This is a genomic window from Serpentinicella sp. ANB-PHB4, from assembly GCF_031432315.1.
Lineage (GTDB): Bacteria > Bacillota > Clostridia > Peptostreptococcales > Natronincolaceae > Serpentinicella.
This window is the reverse complement of the sequence record NZ_JAVKGO010000008.1, coordinates 16,831-31,281: the sequence shown is the minus strand read 5'-3', so window position 1 is coordinate 31,281 and position 14,451 is coordinate 16,831. Positions and strand designations below refer to the sequence as shown.

Genomic DNA, 14,451 nt, shown 5'->3' with positions numbered 1-14,451 from the left:
ATATAGACATAGAAATAGAAAAGAATTTTTGTCAAGATAGTAAATTTTAAAAGCTGAGAAAAGAGAAGAAAAGTGATGTAATAAATAGAAAAAACAAAATAAAATATGTTTTTGAGCCTAAAGCCCTGTTGTCTTTTAAGGTAATAATATTATACTATATACAATATATAGTATATAAAGAATATACAAAACACAATAAGGGGGATAAACATGGGCGTAACAAAGATACAAAAAAGAAATGGAGAAATTGTAGAATTTGATCCTGTAAAAATTAGAGAAGCAATATTTGCAGCCGCAAAATCGGTTGGCGGTACAGACGAGATGAAATCAAATAAACTATCAAAAATTGTGATAGATATCATTAATGAAACATATAGTGCAGGTATACCTTCAGTAGAAGATATACAAGATGTAGTAGAAAAAGTTTTAATAGAAGAAGGGCATGCTAAAACAGCAAAGGCCTATATTATATACAGAAAAAAACAAGAAGAAATACGTGAAGTGAAAAACCTATTTATGGACGCAGAAAGAATGGTGGAAGACTATGTCAATTTAGAAGACTGGCGTGTCAACGAAAATGCGAATATGGGATTCTCTCTACAAGGATTAAATAACCATATTGTAGAAAGCATTACATCCAAATATTGGCTAAATAAAATCTATGATAAATCAGCAAGAGACGCCCATGTACGCGGTGATCTACATATACATGATTTAGGATTATTAGCACCATACTGTTGTGGTTGGGATTTAGAAGCCTTTTTAAGAAGAGGATTTAAAGGAGCAAAAGGGAAAATAGAATCAAAACCACCACGACATTTTGAGTCAGCTCTAGGACAATTAGTTAACTTACTTTATACGCTACAAGGTGAAAGTGCCGGGGCACAAGCAGTTTCGAGTATAGACACATATTTAGCACCATTTATACATTATGATGGGTTATCTTATGGGCAAGTAAAAAAAGCATTGCAAAGATTTGTGTTTAATTTAAATGTACCGACAAGAGTAGGTTTTCAAACACCATTTACGAATATTACTCTTGATATAGCACCACATCCATTACTGAAAAAACTACCTGCAATTATCGGTGGTAAAAATATGGAAAAAACTTACGGAGAATTCCAAAAAGAAATGGATATCTTCAATAAAGCCTTCTGTGAAGTGATGATGGAAGGGGACGGAGCAGGAAGAGCTTTTAGTTTCCCAATACCAACTGTAAATATAACAGATGATTTCCCATGGGATTCAGAAGTTGTTAACGCTATTATGGAAATGACAAGAAAGTTTGGTACCCCATACTTTGCAAACTTCTTAAACTCGGATCTTTCTCCAGAGGATATAAGAAGTATGTGTTGTCGTCTAAGATTAGATAACAGAGAGTTAAGAAAACGCGGTGGCGGTCTTTTTGGAGCGAACCCCTTAACTGGATCCATAAATGTTGTTACATTAAATATGCCTAGAATTGGTTATATATCAAAATCAGAAGAAGATTTTAAAAAGCGTGTAAGAGAATTGATGGAAACCGCGAAAGAGGTGTGTGAAGCGAAAAGGGCGGTACTAGAGCGCTATATGGACGTTGGGCTGTATCCTTACTCACAGTTCTACTTACAAGATGTGAAAGATGCAACTGGAGAGTATTTTAAAAATCATTTCTCAACTATTGGTTTAAATGGTATGAACGAAGCTTGTTTAAATCTTCTAGGTAAAGACATTACAACAGAAGAAGGAAACGCCTTTGCGGTTGAAATTATGGAGTTTATGAACAGAGTGATTCAAATATTCCAAGAAGAAACAGGAAGTCTCTGGAACTTAGAAGCATCGCCGGCGGAAGGGACTGCTTATCGTTTTGCAAGAATTGATAAGAAGATGTACCCAAGATTAATCTGCCAAGGTACAGATGAGCCATACTACACAAATTCAACACAATTACCCGTAGGGCATACGAAAGATATTTTTGAAGCAGTTGCACTACAAGAAAATCTACAGACCCTTTATACTGGTGGAACCGTACTTCATGGTTTTATTGGAGAAGAAATTGACAACGTAGAAACTTGTAAACAACTAATTAAGAAAACAATGGAAAATAGTAAGATTCCTTATATAACGATTACGCCTACTTTCTCCATATGTACAGAGCATGGTTATCTAAAAGGGGAGCAATTTGAGTGTCCAGACTGTGGTAGAGAAACAGAAGTGTGGACGAGAGTAGTAGGATTCCACAGACCAGTTCAGGCTTGGAATAAAGGGAAAAAAGAAGAGTATAAAGACAGACAAGAGTTTTCAGCCGATGACAGCTTAAGTCAAATAGAGAACATAAAGGATGCGAGCACAGAAGCAGTTTAATAGGAGTGCGTTAAGATGAACATAAAAGGAATACAAAAATCTTCATTTATAGATTACCCTGATAAAATTTCCACCGTCTACTTTGTAGGCGGTTGTAATTTTAGGTGTCCTTATTGTCATAATAGGGATTTAGTAAACAATAGAGGGGAAAAAATTGATGAATCAGAAGTCCTTAATTTTATAAAGCAAAGAAAGAAATTTATAGATGCAATTTGTATATCCGGAGGAGAACCGACGCTACAACCAAATTTATGTGACTTCATATCTAAAGTGAAAGACGAAGGCTTCTTTGTAAAACTAGATACAAATGGCACAAAACCCGATATACTAAAGCATCTACTAGACCATAAATTAATTGATTATATCGCGATGGATATAAAGGCACCATTAGAAAAATATTCTAAAGTAGCAGGCGCAGAGGTAGATGTTCAGAAAATAAAGAAAAGTATTCAAATAGTTAAAGACAGTGATATTAACTATGAGTTTAGAACGACAGTATGTAAAGCGCTTTTAACCAAAGAGGATATACTAAATATAGGGAAAATGCTTGAGGGCAGTAAAAAATACTGTCTTCAAAACTTTAAGGACGGCGAAGGTGTACTTTGTGGAGAGAATAAGCTTTCTTCCTTTGATTCTAGTACAATGAAAGAATTAGAAAGCACACTTAAACCCTACTTTGAAGAAATAAAAATACGTTAATAACAAACAAAAAGATGGTGATATTGTGTATAATATTGCTATCTTTTTGATTTTTTTGAAAGTTATCCATAAGGGTATTTCAGAAAATTCAGTTTAATGATTAGAAGGTTAAATTAAACAAGATAAAATCTTAATTTAGTGGTTGATGTATTATGTGAATAAATACCCTTACTATTATTGTAAATAAATGATATAGTGTAGAAAAAGATTTTATAAAATCAACAAAGGAAGGATTGGAAAAATGAACAAATTATTTAAAACATCTGGACTCATTTTACTCTATCTTGTAATTTATTACTTCTTCCAAATATTTTATACATTAGGGTTAGGCTTTGTACTAGGTACAAAGCACGCTGAACTTTTTGGAACGGATGCATTTGAGGAAATTATCAATCAAAAAGTGATGGAGCATATTCCAATTTCTCTTATATTTGCTGCTTTTGTCTCAGTAATTATCTACTATTTAATATGCAAAAAAAGAAATGAAAGTTTTTTAAATGTGTGTAAATTCAATAAAATGTCATTAAAGCATGTGGCAATACTAATTCCTGTTGGAATTTCCATTTACTTTATAAATATTTTTGTGCTAAATGTTGTCCATGGCTTAGGGTTGTTTGCAGATTCCTTTGCCCAACATGAGGAAAGCATGGGATTTATACTAGGGGACAATCTATTTCTTACTATTTTAGCTGTAGGAATTGTTGTACCAATAATCGAGGAAATTATCTTTAGGGGACTTGTTTTTTCTGAACTGAAAAAACACTTATCTTTAAAAGTAACAATTGTTATACAAGCTGCCTTGTTCGGTCTATACCATATGCAGTTAATACAAGGGGTATATACCTTCTTATTTGGTATTTTATTAGGATTAGTGTACGTTTGGTTAAAGTCTATATGGGCGCCGATTATACTCCATGCACTTTTAAATCTATCCAGTATAATTATGGTAGAGTATGCAAGTCCTGATTTTTTCAATAACTATCTTTTCATTTCATTTATAATCAGTGTTGTAGTGACCGTAAGTGTATTTACCTATCTATATAAAAATAAAGTTGAAGCTGTAGACAGCTTTGAAGAAGACATAGTAGACATAGTAGAAGAAGATCACCCTGACTCATAAAATTTATAAATCAGTAAAACCAAGATGCTTAATATCTTGGTTTTACGTTAGTATAATTAACCTTACAGGTCAAAGGAAAGGATATATAAAATGAATGGTAGTATTGATAAATTAGAAGGGATTTTTTTAGGCAGTTTTTTTATGATGATAGTCCTAGGAGTTTTCTATCTTATTTTGAACGATAGCAGATATATAAAACAATCAATGATAATCCTCATAGCCGGTACAATAGTTTCTATGTTAGGTAGTATGTTAAATTTACCTCACTTTAAAATTATTGGTCATATGCTTCATAGTATAGGATTAATAGTTGGTATCTATGGTAAATTCATTAAAAGAAATGGGATTTTGTATATATTTGTAAGTACCTATTTAATTATGCAAGGCATAGGGTACTTTTTCGGAATAGAGGCTTTACAAGCTGTGACAATTACCGAAGAATCAACTTCTTATAGCTTCTTTGGACCTGTAGAACTGATCCCACTTCTTGTTACAGCCCTTGTTTATTATTACTATAAAAAGGTTAAAAAAATTGATATTGCGAAATAATTATAAATTTACAAATTGTACAAGGTGTCTAAGTTTATGTAATAATGCTTAGACACCTTTTGTTTATAATGAATTTGCATAATTACCTCACGAAAGATTGATAGAATAAAATCCAAAACAATTTTGAATAAAGTAATATTAAATTAAATTTATAAATATACATAAAAATGAAAAAATATTCAGAAATTTGTGGCTAGTCATATAAATTGTTGATATAATAAAATCAATAAAAATCTATTAAAGAGGAGCGTGTGTTATGCCAAAGCGTACTGATATTAATAAGATCATGATAATCGGTTCTGGTCCTATAATCATTGGGCAAGCTTGTGAATTTGATTATTCGGGGACTCAGGCTTGTAAAGCCTTAAAAAAATTAGGATATCAAATTGTATTAGTCAATTCAAATCCTGCAACAATTATGACTGACCCAGTAATGGCGGATGCAACATATATTGAGCCACTTAATGTAAAAAGGCTTACTGAAATTATTGAAAAGGAAAAGCCAGACGCACTGCTCCCAAATCTAGGGGGACAGTCAGCGCTTAACCTTTGTGTTGCGTTACATAATGAAGGCATTCTTGAAAGATTTGGAGTTGAAGTGGTTGGTGTTCAAGTTGATGCCATAGAAAGAGGCGAAGACCGAATTGCCTTTAAAGAAACAATGGATCAGTTAGGTGTAGAAATGGCGAAAAGCTTTCCTGCATACAGCGTTGAAGAAGCAGAAGATATCGTTAAAGAATTAGGATTTCCAGTAGTTATACGGCCTGCGTACACTATGGGAGGAACCGGGGGTGGATTAGTATATAATTTAGAAGAATTAAGAGATGTGGTTAACCGTGGAATATCCGCCAGTGTAGTAGGGCAGGTACTTGTTGAAGAATCCGTTTTAGGGTGGGAAGAGTTAGAAGTAGAAGTCGTTAGAGATGCAAAAAATCAGATGATAACAGTATGCTTCATAGAAAATGTAGATGCTGTGGGGGTACATACAGGAGATTCTTTCTGTACTGCACCTATGCTAACCATTAGTGAAGCACTACAAAAACGGCTACAAAAACATGCCCATGATATTGTAGAGGCCATTGGCGTAATTGGTGGCACAAATGTTCAATTTGCCCATGACCCAAAAACAGGACGTATCGTTGTAATAGAAATTAATCCTAGGGCATCTCGATCCTCTGCTTTAGCTTCAAAGGCAACTGGTTTTCCTATAGCCCTGGTATCATCTATGTTAGCAGTTGGAGTAACACTCGACGAGATCCCTTATTGGAAAGATGGCTCCCTGGAAAAATATACACCATCCGGAGATTATGTTGTTGTTAAATTCGCTCGTTGGGCCTTTGAAAAGTTCAAGGAAGCCGAAGATAAACTAGGTACGCAAATGAAGGCTGTTGGCGAGGTTATGAGTATTGGAAAAAACTATAAAGAAGCGCTACAAAAAGCCATTCGATCTTTAGAAATTGGACGCTATGGTTTAGGATTTGCTAAGGATTTTAATCAAAAACCATTAGAAGAACTTTTATCTTTATTAGTTAGCCCAACAAGTGAAAGGCATTTTATGATCTACGAGGCGCTGCGAAAAGGAGCTAAGATAGAAGAAATTCACAAATTAACCGCTATCAAGTCCTGGTTTATTGAGCAAATGAAGGAATTAGTATTGCTAGAGGAAGAGATGTTACAGTATAAAAACAATACCTTACCCGATGAATTACTCATTAAAGCAAAAAAAGATGGCTTTGCAGATAAGTATATTGCAATGCTTTTAAATGAAACAGAAGCGTCAATTAGAAAACAACGAATTAATTTAGGTATAAAAGAAGCATGGGAACCAGTGCCTGTAAGTGGGGTTGAAGACGCATCTTATTATTATTCCACGTATAATGCCCCGGATCAAACAAAAGTAAGTGATAAGCCTAAGGTGATGATCCTTGGTGGAGGACCAAACCGTATTGGGCAAGGGATCGAGTTTGACTATTGCTGTGTTCACGCAGCGACTACATTACGGGAACTTGGGTATGAAACAATTATGGTTAATTGTAACCCAGAAACAGTTTCAACGGATTATGATACTTCAGATAAGCTATACTTCGAACCACTTACCGTGGAAGATGTACTAAGTATATATGAAAAAGAAAAACCAATTGGGGTGGTCGTTCAGTTCGGCGGTCAAACACCTTTAAATATAGCCAGTGAATTAGAAGAAGCAGGGGTGCGAATCCTTGGTACACCTTTAGATGCCATTGATTTAGCAGAGGATAGAGATCGGTTTGATGAAGTGATGAAAAAACTAAATATCCCAATGCCTGAGTCCGGAATGGCTTCTAATCTTGAACAGGCACTTTCTGTAGCAAAAAAAATCGGATATCCTTTAATGGTAAGACCCTCTTATGTACTAGGTGGTAGAGGTATGGAGGTCATTTACAATGAAGAAATGCTTAGCAACTATGTTAATCAATCAGTAGATATTTCACCTAAAACACCAATTTTAATTGATAAATTTTTAAATAGTGCAATTGAAGCAGAGGCAGATGCCATCTCCGATGGTACAGAGGTTTTTGTACCAGCGGTAATGGAGCACATAGAGTATGCCGGTGTACACTCAGGAGATTCTGCATGTGTAATACCTACAATAAGTATTTCAGAGAAACACTTGAGTACGATTAAAGCATACACAAAAAAAATAGCCCAAGAACTAAAAGTAATCGGATTGATGAACATACAATATGCCATTGCAGATGATCAGGTATATGTACTAGAAGCCAATCCTAGAGCATCCCGTACGGTACCTTTAGTTTCGAAAATTTGCAACATATCTATGGCGAGAGTAGCAACACAGATTATAATGGATAACGTAAAAGGCAATAAATCTATTGTGAGTAGTTTAGAAGCAAAAGAAATTCCTTACTATGGGGTAAAAGAAGCTGTATTTCCCTTTAATATGTTCCAAGAAATAGATCCTCTTTTAGGACCGGAAATGCGATCAACAGGAGAGGTTTTAGGTATGGGTGATTCATTTGGATTTGCCTTCTATAAGTCTCAAGAAGGGACCCAAGTATCTTTACCAACTTCAGGAACCGTATTAATAACCGTAAGAGAGCAAGATAGATCATTGGTTTTACCAGTAGCTCAAAAGTTTACAGACATAGGCTTTAAAATAAAAGCAACAGAAGGAACAAGTCAGTTTTTATCAGCCCATGGAGTGAAATCTACAATCGTAACCAAAGTAAATGAAGGTAGACCGAATATTCTAGATGCCATAACAAATAAAGAGGTAGATATCATTATTAACACCCCACTAGGAAAAGAGAGCAATGACGATGATTCCTTTATAAGAAAAGCCGCCATAAGACACAAAATACCCTACATTACAACAATTGCAGCTGCAATAGCCAGTGCAAAAGGCATTGAAGATTACAAGAATAAAACAACGAATAAACAAGTTAAAAATTTACAAGAGTATCATTTGAGTATTAAATAGGCTGTTATTACTTGCTTTTGTCTATAGAAAAGTGATATAGAGGATTGAAAGAAGTAGATTTAAGGTTTATAGGGGAGGTAATACAAGCATTAACGTATGTTGTTACTTAGGATTATAAGTCGAATTGTTTTGCCAGATGTCAAAGTCCCTAGAGTATTAGACTTTTTAATAGGCTATTTACCAGCATTAATATTTCTATTGTATTGGTTAATAAGAAGATTTTATACTTTATACTGGTAATTTAAATGTCGTAGCTAACAAAAAAAATAGCGTGTTGTGTATAACACGCTATTTTTCTGCAATTTATATTTATTCAATGTTATCCATAGCATTTCCAGCAAATTCTGTGTTAAATGTACTTATTTTTTAGCATTTAATTTACCAGTCATTAGTTCATCAAAAATTGCATCATTTAGTGCCAGAAAGCATCCTATTATTAATCCAAACACAAAATCACCAAACTGATAACCAACGTCTAAGGAAACCATAATTGTTAAAAATATAATAAAAGGCAATATACGGTATAGTGTTTTTCCTTTAAGTTTATTCGTCTTCTTTTGAATTGGAACAAATAATTGCAATACACTTTGATTTAATGCACCAAATAATATAGACCATAAAATATAAGAAAAAAGACCAATTATAGTTATTTGAATAATAGATAGCATTTGTACAACCTCCAATAACATTATTTAAATACATATATTAAATACTACTATTTAATTCTAGAAATAAGCAACACATTCCTTTAATAAACTGAATATAAAATTTAAAAAAAACACCTCAAAATTTGAATTCAATAAAGCTTTAATATACAAAAGACAAAGTATCCCTTAAAAAACAAGCTTTATTTATAAATTGATCAGACCCAGAAAGCAAAACCTAAAAAAGCATTATAGTTGTCATTTTTACCATCCTTTTTCATTATTTCTAATACTATTTTTATTTAGCTTACTTTATCAATTATATATAATACTATCGTGGTGATTAAAGAGTACTGCTCTATCATTCTATTTTTACATTTTTTTTCATTTTTCTTTACTAATTATATAATGGATATTGCTTTTGCTTAATTCCTTTAATTCTTGTGGCTTTTCTTATGTATAGAGAGTTAAGAAAAAACAATAAATTAGTAGATCTATCTGTTATAATAGCAGCATCTTACTATGGGATGATAGGATATGAAATTGCAAGTGAGAACCGTTCCAATGAAGAAGTATTAAGGCTGTTCATTATATTAGGTGTTCTATATTTTCTTTCTTGGTTGGTTATACAATTTTGGAGAGCAAAGCATAATTGCAAATTATCTCACCAATAGTCTTATGCCAAAGTTGAGAAAAAATAGGGGGAGTGGGGTCTTTTTAGGATGACCACGGTACGTTGGAGGAGGAAAAAATGAACGAAATTGACAAAGTAAAGCTAAAACAAGGATTATTGTATTTATTTATTCTCATAGTTTTTGGTGGTGGGCTTTTAAGAATAGCAGAGAGCACGGATACTTTAGGGATAGGGGTTCTTTTAGGAGTATTCCTTTTGATGAGCTCATTTAAAAAACGCTGCAATCCAGAAGAAGGATATGTATCCAAGGTTTTAAAAAGTAAAGATACACCCATATGGGTAAAAATTATTTTGCTGGGAATTTTTGGCCTAGGAATAGGATACTTTATATACTTTATTCTAGTCCATGTATTGCCTGTATTTTAGACTCAGCATAATGTTTTGATAAAGAATGGATCGATTGCAATGTAGTTAATTACCCTGCAATTGACCTGTTTTCTTATTCGACCATTTCTGAACAAATGCAAACAAAGGGGACTGTGACCTTTATACACTAAAATAGTAATTGTCCTTATAGTAGTATTAATTTATTGAAGCTGCCAGTAGTTACTAATATAAAACTAATTTTCTTAAAGTTTTTATATACAAGATATGTTTCACATTTCATTAGATAAAATAAAAAGCATCTAACTAAACGAGTAATTATACAAGGTTATAATCTAGTCTCAATTATGTGTTTAATAATACATTAAGCATGATAAATTTAACGTTAGAATTTCCAACGATAACGTGATATAATTAAAATATTAAAATAATCGGTGGAGGTGGCTACATGGAAGAAATATTAAAGCAAATATTAGGAGAATTAGAAAAGACAAACAAGCGTCTGGATAGCGTTGATGAAAGACTAGATAGCATGGAGAATCAATTCAATGTAAGACTAGACAGTGTGGAGAATCAATTCAATGTAAGACTAGGTAGTATGGGGAATCAATTCAATGAAAGACTAGGTAGTATGGGGGATCAATTCAATGAAAGACTAGACAGTGTGGAGAATCAATTCAATGAAAGACTAGACAGCATGGAGAATGGATTAACTAAAAGATTAGATACCATAGAAAGGCAGACGGCTGATTTAACAGAGTTTAAAACGGATATAAAGCAAGGGTTAGGCGATTTAAAGGACAATATGAAATTTTTAATGCTTAGAGAAGTAGAAACACAAAAGGATATTTTTATATTAAAGCAAGCTAAAGACAAGTAGGCAACCCTAAAAGGGTTGTCTTCTTTAATAAAACAACGAATAAACAAGTTAAAAATTTACAAGCGTATCATTTGAGTATTAAATAAAAAAGTTAAAATTATAAACGCAATTTACTATAACTAACATCTCTAAAGTGATCCTTAAATTTACTATTTATTTGGGGTCACTTTTAAGTTTTTGATTAAATAAAAAATTATATAATTAGTAAAGGCAAATGGAAAAAAATGTAGAAGTAGAATGATAGAGCAGTAATCTTTAATCAGTAACAATAAAGATATTGAAGTGAGAAATTATTTTTCAACATCGATCATTTGGAGTGTTTACTTTAGCACAACATTTTGTAAAAGCACTATAATCGCAGGAGGAAAAAATGAACGAAATTGACAAAGTAAAGCTAAAACAAGGATTATTGTACTTATTTATTCTTACAGTTTTTGGTGGTGGACTTTTAAGAATAGCAGAGAGCACGGATAATAACGCACTAGGAATGACTCTAGGGATAGGGGTTCTTCTAGGAGTATTCCTTCTGATGAGCTCATTTAAAAAACGCTGCAATCCAGAAGAAGGAAATGTATCCAAAGTTTTAAAAAGCAAAGAGACACCGCTATGGGTAAAAACTATTTTGCTGGGAATTCTTGGCCTAGGTATAGGATACTTTATATACTTTATTCTAGTCCATGTATTACCTGTATTTTAGACTCAGCATATAAACGGGCCAGGCTTGAAATACTTTCTAATTATATCTTCAAAAGTCTCACACTCAAGTTGAGAAAAATAGAAAACTTACAGGCTTGCTTTTTAAAAAAAGTTGGCTAGCGAAAAGTGTTATTTAATAATAGTACCTTATGTGCGTTAACTTTCGCTTTTTTCACGATATATACGATGCTACTACTTGTAATATTAGGAAAAATGGACAAGGCAAAATAAAAGCAGGCGTTCCCCTGGGACCTTATTGTATAAAGATAGGAGAAAAATATGATTAATGCTCATTTTGATTTTAATATTATTGATTTTTAGTACATTAATCCTTATTCACGAACTAAAAAATATTTTCTTAGAAAATTACTAAGTTTCCCAGGGGCAATTTCCTGAACTAACAAAAAAATGGCGTGTTGTGTATAACACGCCATTTTTTCTACAATTTATTCAATGTTATCCATAGCATTTTCAGCAAATTCTGTATTAACGATTTTATCATAAGGCACACGCTGATCTAACTCTCCAGCTTCAGTCATTATATCCTGCAGTCGATCTAAACCTTCCTCACCTAAAATAGGATTAGGTGCCCATGCACCGATATCTCTATATCTTTCAACTACCGTAACTAAAATATCGAAATCTGCATCCGTAAAGAAAGGTAGTAAAGCTTCAGCAACTTCTTCTGCAGAATGTTCCTCAACCCAAAGCATACCTTTATAAATAGCATTAGTAAATCCTTGGATAACTTCTGGATTTTCTTCTATATATCTCTTTTGAGCGGAGTATGCAGTATAAGGAATATATCCACTTTCTTCACCTACAGATGCTACTACGTATCCACGACCTTCTTTTTCAAGGGCAGATGCTGTTGGTTCAAATAGAGTGGTATAATCTCCTTCCCCACCAGTAAAGGCGCCAGCCATAACACCGAATTGAATATCGGTACGAACATTTAAATCTTGCCCTGGTATTAAATCATTATTTTTAAGTACATATTCTAAAGTCATATTAGGCATACCGCCTCTACGACCACCAAGAATCTCTTTTCCACGGAGATCTTCAAGGCTAAAGTTAGGGTTGGGTTCTCTTCCGACTATAAAGGAACCGTCTCTTTGAGTAAGTTGAGCAAAGTTAACCGCATGATTTTCATGTCCTTGATTATAAACATAAACTGAAGCTTCAGGTCCCATAAAACCAATTTCTACCTGACCACTTAAAAGAGCAGCCATTGTTTTATCTGCACCTTGCCCATCGATCAGTTCAATTTCTAAACCTTCTTCTTCAAAGAAACCTTGACTAATTGCAATGTATTGGGGTGCATAGAAAACAGAATGGGTTACTTCCATCACTCGTAGTTTAGTCAAATCACTTTGCGTACTACAAGCACCTAAGGTTAAAGAGGTTATAACTAATAGTAAAACCAGCACACTAATGAATTTAAAATGCTTCATATAAATCCCTCCATTTTTTTATAATGCATCTATATATATTATTCAAAGTTAAGAAAATGTGTGCTATTCAACTGTATTTAGCAATACAGTGTTGTATACAGAGGATGTTAATGGTAAAATTGTCATTAAAACATACAAAATATTACATATAACTTAAAACGGAGGAAATAACACATGGAATTTTTTCAAGAGATTGAATTTATACTATTGCCCCTTGCTATTGTGATTGCAGGGTACTTAATAGGAGATGGACTTAAAAATTTTCAGAATTCTGATAGTATTTTTGATGCATTAGAGGATGACGATGATGACCATGAGTTAATTAAAGAAAGTGACGTGCACTACTTTATTGGTATTTCAAAAGAAGATGCAAAATCTTTAATTAAGGAATATCCTAATATCCCTCATACAACAATAAATGGAAATGTATACTACCCAAAAGGAAAGCTTAGGGAATGGTTAAGGGAAGATTATATGTTTAAGAAGGAGGAGAAATGAAAAAAATAAATAAGTATTTAATATTATTTTTATGTTTATCTTTAATAGGTGTACTTACCATTATTTATACAAATATAAAATTTTATGAAGGCATTATAGTAATGTCGCCTTGGATTACCTTATTATTATTGATACCCATAGTTTATACTTCAAAATTAAAACGGGAGAGTGTGTCACAGAAAAAAATAAAAGCTATGCTTTCTTTATATATAATAATTCCTGTATTACTTTTTTTATGGACGCCACAGTACACTTATAATGAAGCAAAATTATTGGTAACAGAGGAATACAATACTTCTACAATAGTAGAAAAAGACATAAACACAGTGCCAGTAACGGGAAGTTTTTTTAGTCAGCTAAGGACAACAAGGGCTTACTATTTTACTATTGAATCCGAGGAACAATTAAAGTATGTTATGGTAACAGCAGAAAATGGGAATATTTTTGAGACAGAGCAATATTGGAGTAAATAGTAAAGGTCCTACTAGGGGTATTACAGCATACCGTTTTATAATAAAAAGACAAAAACGAGATTAAGATATAAAAAATAAGATCAAGCGGTCTTATTTTTTTTGTATATAACAGTTAAACACTACTTTCTATAAATTAAATTTAATGAAAAATAAATTCCTTCAATTAATAAGTATAGTCCTAAAATGTCTGGCATAAAATGGAGATATAGTTAATTGGAGGGATGAAAATGGGTTGTAAAATTCAGTTGCACGCTACTAAAAACAGTAGATATGGGTATATTAACGGGCAAATAGACGATCTAAGTTGGTTTGCATTAGTGCATAAAGAGGAAGTTGAGTTTGGGATTAATCCATTTAACTTAAATACGGGGCTTGGTAGAGTATCTAGACTATGTATATATAAAGATGTACCTATGTCTAACTACACAAAAAGATTAATTTATGCAAATTATAAGCGTAAGTGGGATGTTTACAATGGAAATTATGAGAAAATGATCAAGGCTTTAGTAGAATATTTAGACAGACGCTACTCCATAAAACTAGTCCATAGCCAGTAATTTACTATAAAGTATAGGAAAAAAAATATTCTTATGGTAAAATAT

The 14,451-nt window shown here is 32.8% G+C and carries 14 protein-coding genes; 12 read left to right on the top strand and 2 right to left on the bottom strand.

Features of this window, described 5'->3' with window-relative positions:
- Positions 1-210 precede the first annotated feature (210 nt).
- The 5 genes from RH915_RS07880 to carB all read left to right on the top strand — a co-directional run bounded on the left by RH915_RS07880 (position 211) and on the right by carB (position 8,186).
- On the top strand, positions 211-2,343 hold the full coding sequence (locus RH915_RS07880) for a ribonucleoside triphosphate reductase (protein ID WP_310479119.1): 2,133 nt from the start codon (positions 211-213) through the stop codon (positions 2,341-2,343).
- 15 nt (positions 2,344-2,358) lie between these two features.
- Positions 2,359-3,042, top strand: a complete 684-nt coding sequence (locus RH915_RS07875) for an anaerobic ribonucleoside-triphosphate reductase activating protein (protein WP_310479118.1) — start codon at positions 2,359-2,361, stop codon at positions 3,040-3,042.
- 241 nt (positions 3,043-3,283) lie between these two features.
- The gene (locus RH915_RS07870; protein WP_310479116.1) at positions 3,284-4,162 is read left to right on the top strand and encodes a CPBP family intramembrane glutamic endopeptidase; all 879 of its coding nucleotides are present in this window, start codon (positions 3,284-3,286) and stop codon (positions 4,160-4,162) included.
- 90 nt (positions 4,163-4,252) lie between these two features.
- The gene (locus RH915_RS07865) at positions 4,253-4,711 is read left to right on the top strand and encodes a hypothetical protein (protein WP_310479114.1); all 459 of its coding nucleotides are present in this window, start codon (positions 4,253-4,255) and stop codon (positions 4,709-4,711) included.
- A 256-nt stretch (positions 4,712-4,967) separates the two neighbouring features.
- On the top strand, positions 4,968-8,186 hold the full coding sequence (gene carB / locus RH915_RS07860; RefSeq protein WP_310479112.1) for a carbamoyl-phosphate synthase large subunit: 3,219 nt from the start codon (positions 4,968-4,970) through the stop codon (positions 8,184-8,186).
- A 359-nt stretch (positions 8,187-8,545) separates the two neighbouring features.
- On the opposite strand, the gene RH915_RS07855 is transcribed toward carB, so the two are convergent.
- A complete protein-coding gene (locus RH915_RS07855; RefSeq protein WP_310479110.1) occupies positions 8,546-8,854 on the bottom strand; it encodes a hypothetical protein in 309 nt (102 codons plus the stop codon).
- Between the two features lie 431 nt (positions 8,855-9,285).
- Between RH915_RS07855 and RH915_RS07850 the strand changes: the two genes are divergently transcribed.
- From RH915_RS07850 to RH915_RS07835, 4 genes are all read left to right on the top strand, one after another.
- Positions 9,286-9,504, top strand: coding sequence for a hypothetical protein (locus tag RH915_RS07850; RefSeq protein ID WP_310479109.1), 219 nt, complete (start codon positions 9,286-9,288; stop codon positions 9,502-9,504).
- 77 nt (positions 9,505-9,581) lie between these two features.
- Positions 9,582-9,890 carry a hypothetical protein gene (locus RH915_RS07845; RefSeq protein ID WP_310479108.1) on the top strand — a complete coding sequence of 103 codons (309 nt, stop codon included), beginning with the start codon at positions 9,582-9,584 and terminating at the stop codon, positions 9,888-9,890.
- A gap of 406 nt (positions 9,891-10,296) precedes the next feature.
- A complete protein-coding gene (locus tag RH915_RS07840; protein ID WP_310479107.1) occupies positions 10,297-10,728 on the top strand; it encodes a hypothetical protein in 432 nt (143 codons plus the stop codon).
- 370 nt (positions 10,729-11,098) lie between these two features.
- Positions 11,099-11,425 carry a hypothetical protein gene (locus RH915_RS07835; protein WP_310479106.1) on the top strand — a complete coding sequence of 109 codons (327 nt, stop codon included), beginning with the start codon at positions 11,099-11,101 and terminating at the stop codon, positions 11,423-11,425.
- A 445-nt stretch (positions 11,426-11,870) separates the two neighbouring features.
- Here the strand turns inward: RH915_RS07835 and RH915_RS07830 are convergent, their stop codons facing one another.
- Positions 11,871-12,878 carry an ABC transporter substrate-binding protein gene (locus RH915_RS07830; protein WP_310479105.1) on the bottom strand — a complete coding sequence of 336 codons (1,008 nt, stop codon included), beginning with the start codon at positions 12,876-12,878 and terminating at the stop codon, positions 11,871-11,873.
- A 174-nt stretch (positions 12,879-13,052) separates the two neighbouring features.
- On the opposite strand from RH915_RS07830, the gene RH915_RS07825 reads away from it, so the two are divergent.
- The 3 genes from RH915_RS07825 to RH915_RS07815 all read left to right on the top strand — a co-directional run bounded on the left by RH915_RS07825 (position 13,053) and on the right by RH915_RS07815 (position 14,406).
- Positions 13,053-13,376, top strand: a complete 324-nt coding sequence (locus RH915_RS07825) for a hypothetical protein (RefSeq protein ID WP_310479103.1) — start codon at positions 13,053-13,055, stop codon at positions 13,374-13,376.
- Positions 13,373-13,849, top strand: coding sequence for a hypothetical protein (locus RH915_RS07820; protein ID WP_310479101.1), 477 nt, complete (start codon positions 13,373-13,375; stop codon positions 13,847-13,849). Before RH915_RS07825 ends, RH915_RS07820 begins: the two co-directional genes overlap by 4 nt.
- A gap of 227 nt (positions 13,850-14,076) precedes the next feature.
- The gene (locus RH915_RS07815; protein ID WP_310479100.1) at positions 14,077-14,406 is read left to right on the top strand and encodes a hypothetical protein; all 330 of its coding nucleotides are present in this window, start codon (positions 14,077-14,079) and stop codon (positions 14,404-14,406) included.
- The last annotated feature ends 45 nt before the right edge of the window (positions 14,407-14,451 follow it).

Bases quoted from the DNA above. Each gene is read 5' to 3' on its own strand.
- RH915_RS07830 (WP_310479105.1), bottom strand. From the start codon at position 12,878: ATGAAGCATTTTAAATTCATTAGTGTGCTGGTTTTACTATTAGTTATA.
- RH915_RS07840 (WP_310479107.1), top strand. From the start codon at position 10,297: ATGGAAGAAATATTAAAGCAAATATTAGGAGAATTAGAAAAGACAAAC.
- RH915_RS07850 (WP_310479109.1), top strand. From the start codon at position 9,286: ATGTATAGAGAGTTAAGAAAAAACAATAAATTAGTAGATCTATCTGTT.
- RH915_RS07825 (WP_310479103.1), top strand. From the start codon at position 13,053: ATGGAATTTTTTCAAGAGATTGAATTTATACTATTGCCCCTTGCTATT.
- carB (WP_310479112.1), top strand. From the start codon at position 4,968: ATGCCAAAGCGTACTGATATTAATAAGATCATGATAATCGGTTCTGGT.
- RH915_RS07865 (WP_310479114.1), top strand. From the start codon at position 4,253: ATGAATGGTAGTATTGATAAATTAGAAGGGATTTTTTTAGGCAGTTTT.
- RH915_RS07835 (WP_310479106.1), top strand. From the start codon at position 11,099: ATGAACGAAATTGACAAAGTAAAGCTAAAACAAGGATTATTGTACTTA.
- RH915_RS07880 (WP_310479119.1), top strand. From the start codon at position 211: ATGGGCGTAACAAAGATACAAAAAAGAAATGGAGAAATTGTAGAATTT.
- RH915_RS07870 (WP_310479116.1), top strand. From the start codon at position 3,284: ATGAACAAATTATTTAAAACATCTGGACTCATTTTACTCTATCTTGTA.
- RH915_RS07875 (WP_310479118.1), top strand. From the start codon at position 2,359: ATGAACATAAAAGGAATACAAAAATCTTCATTTATAGATTACCCTGAT.
- RH915_RS07815 (WP_310479100.1), top strand. From the start codon at position 14,077: ATGGGTTGTAAAATTCAGTTGCACGCTACTAAAAACAGTAGATATGGG.
- RH915_RS07845 (WP_310479108.1), top strand. From the start codon at position 9,582: ATGAACGAAATTGACAAAGTAAAGCTAAAACAAGGATTATTGTATTTA.
- RH915_RS07820 (WP_310479101.1), top strand. From the start codon at position 13,373: ATGAAAAAAATAAATAAGTATTTAATATTATTTTTATGTTTATCTTTA.
- RH915_RS07855 (WP_310479110.1), bottom strand. From the start codon at position 8,854: ATGCTATCTATTATTCAAATAACTATAATTGGTCTTTTTTCTTATATT.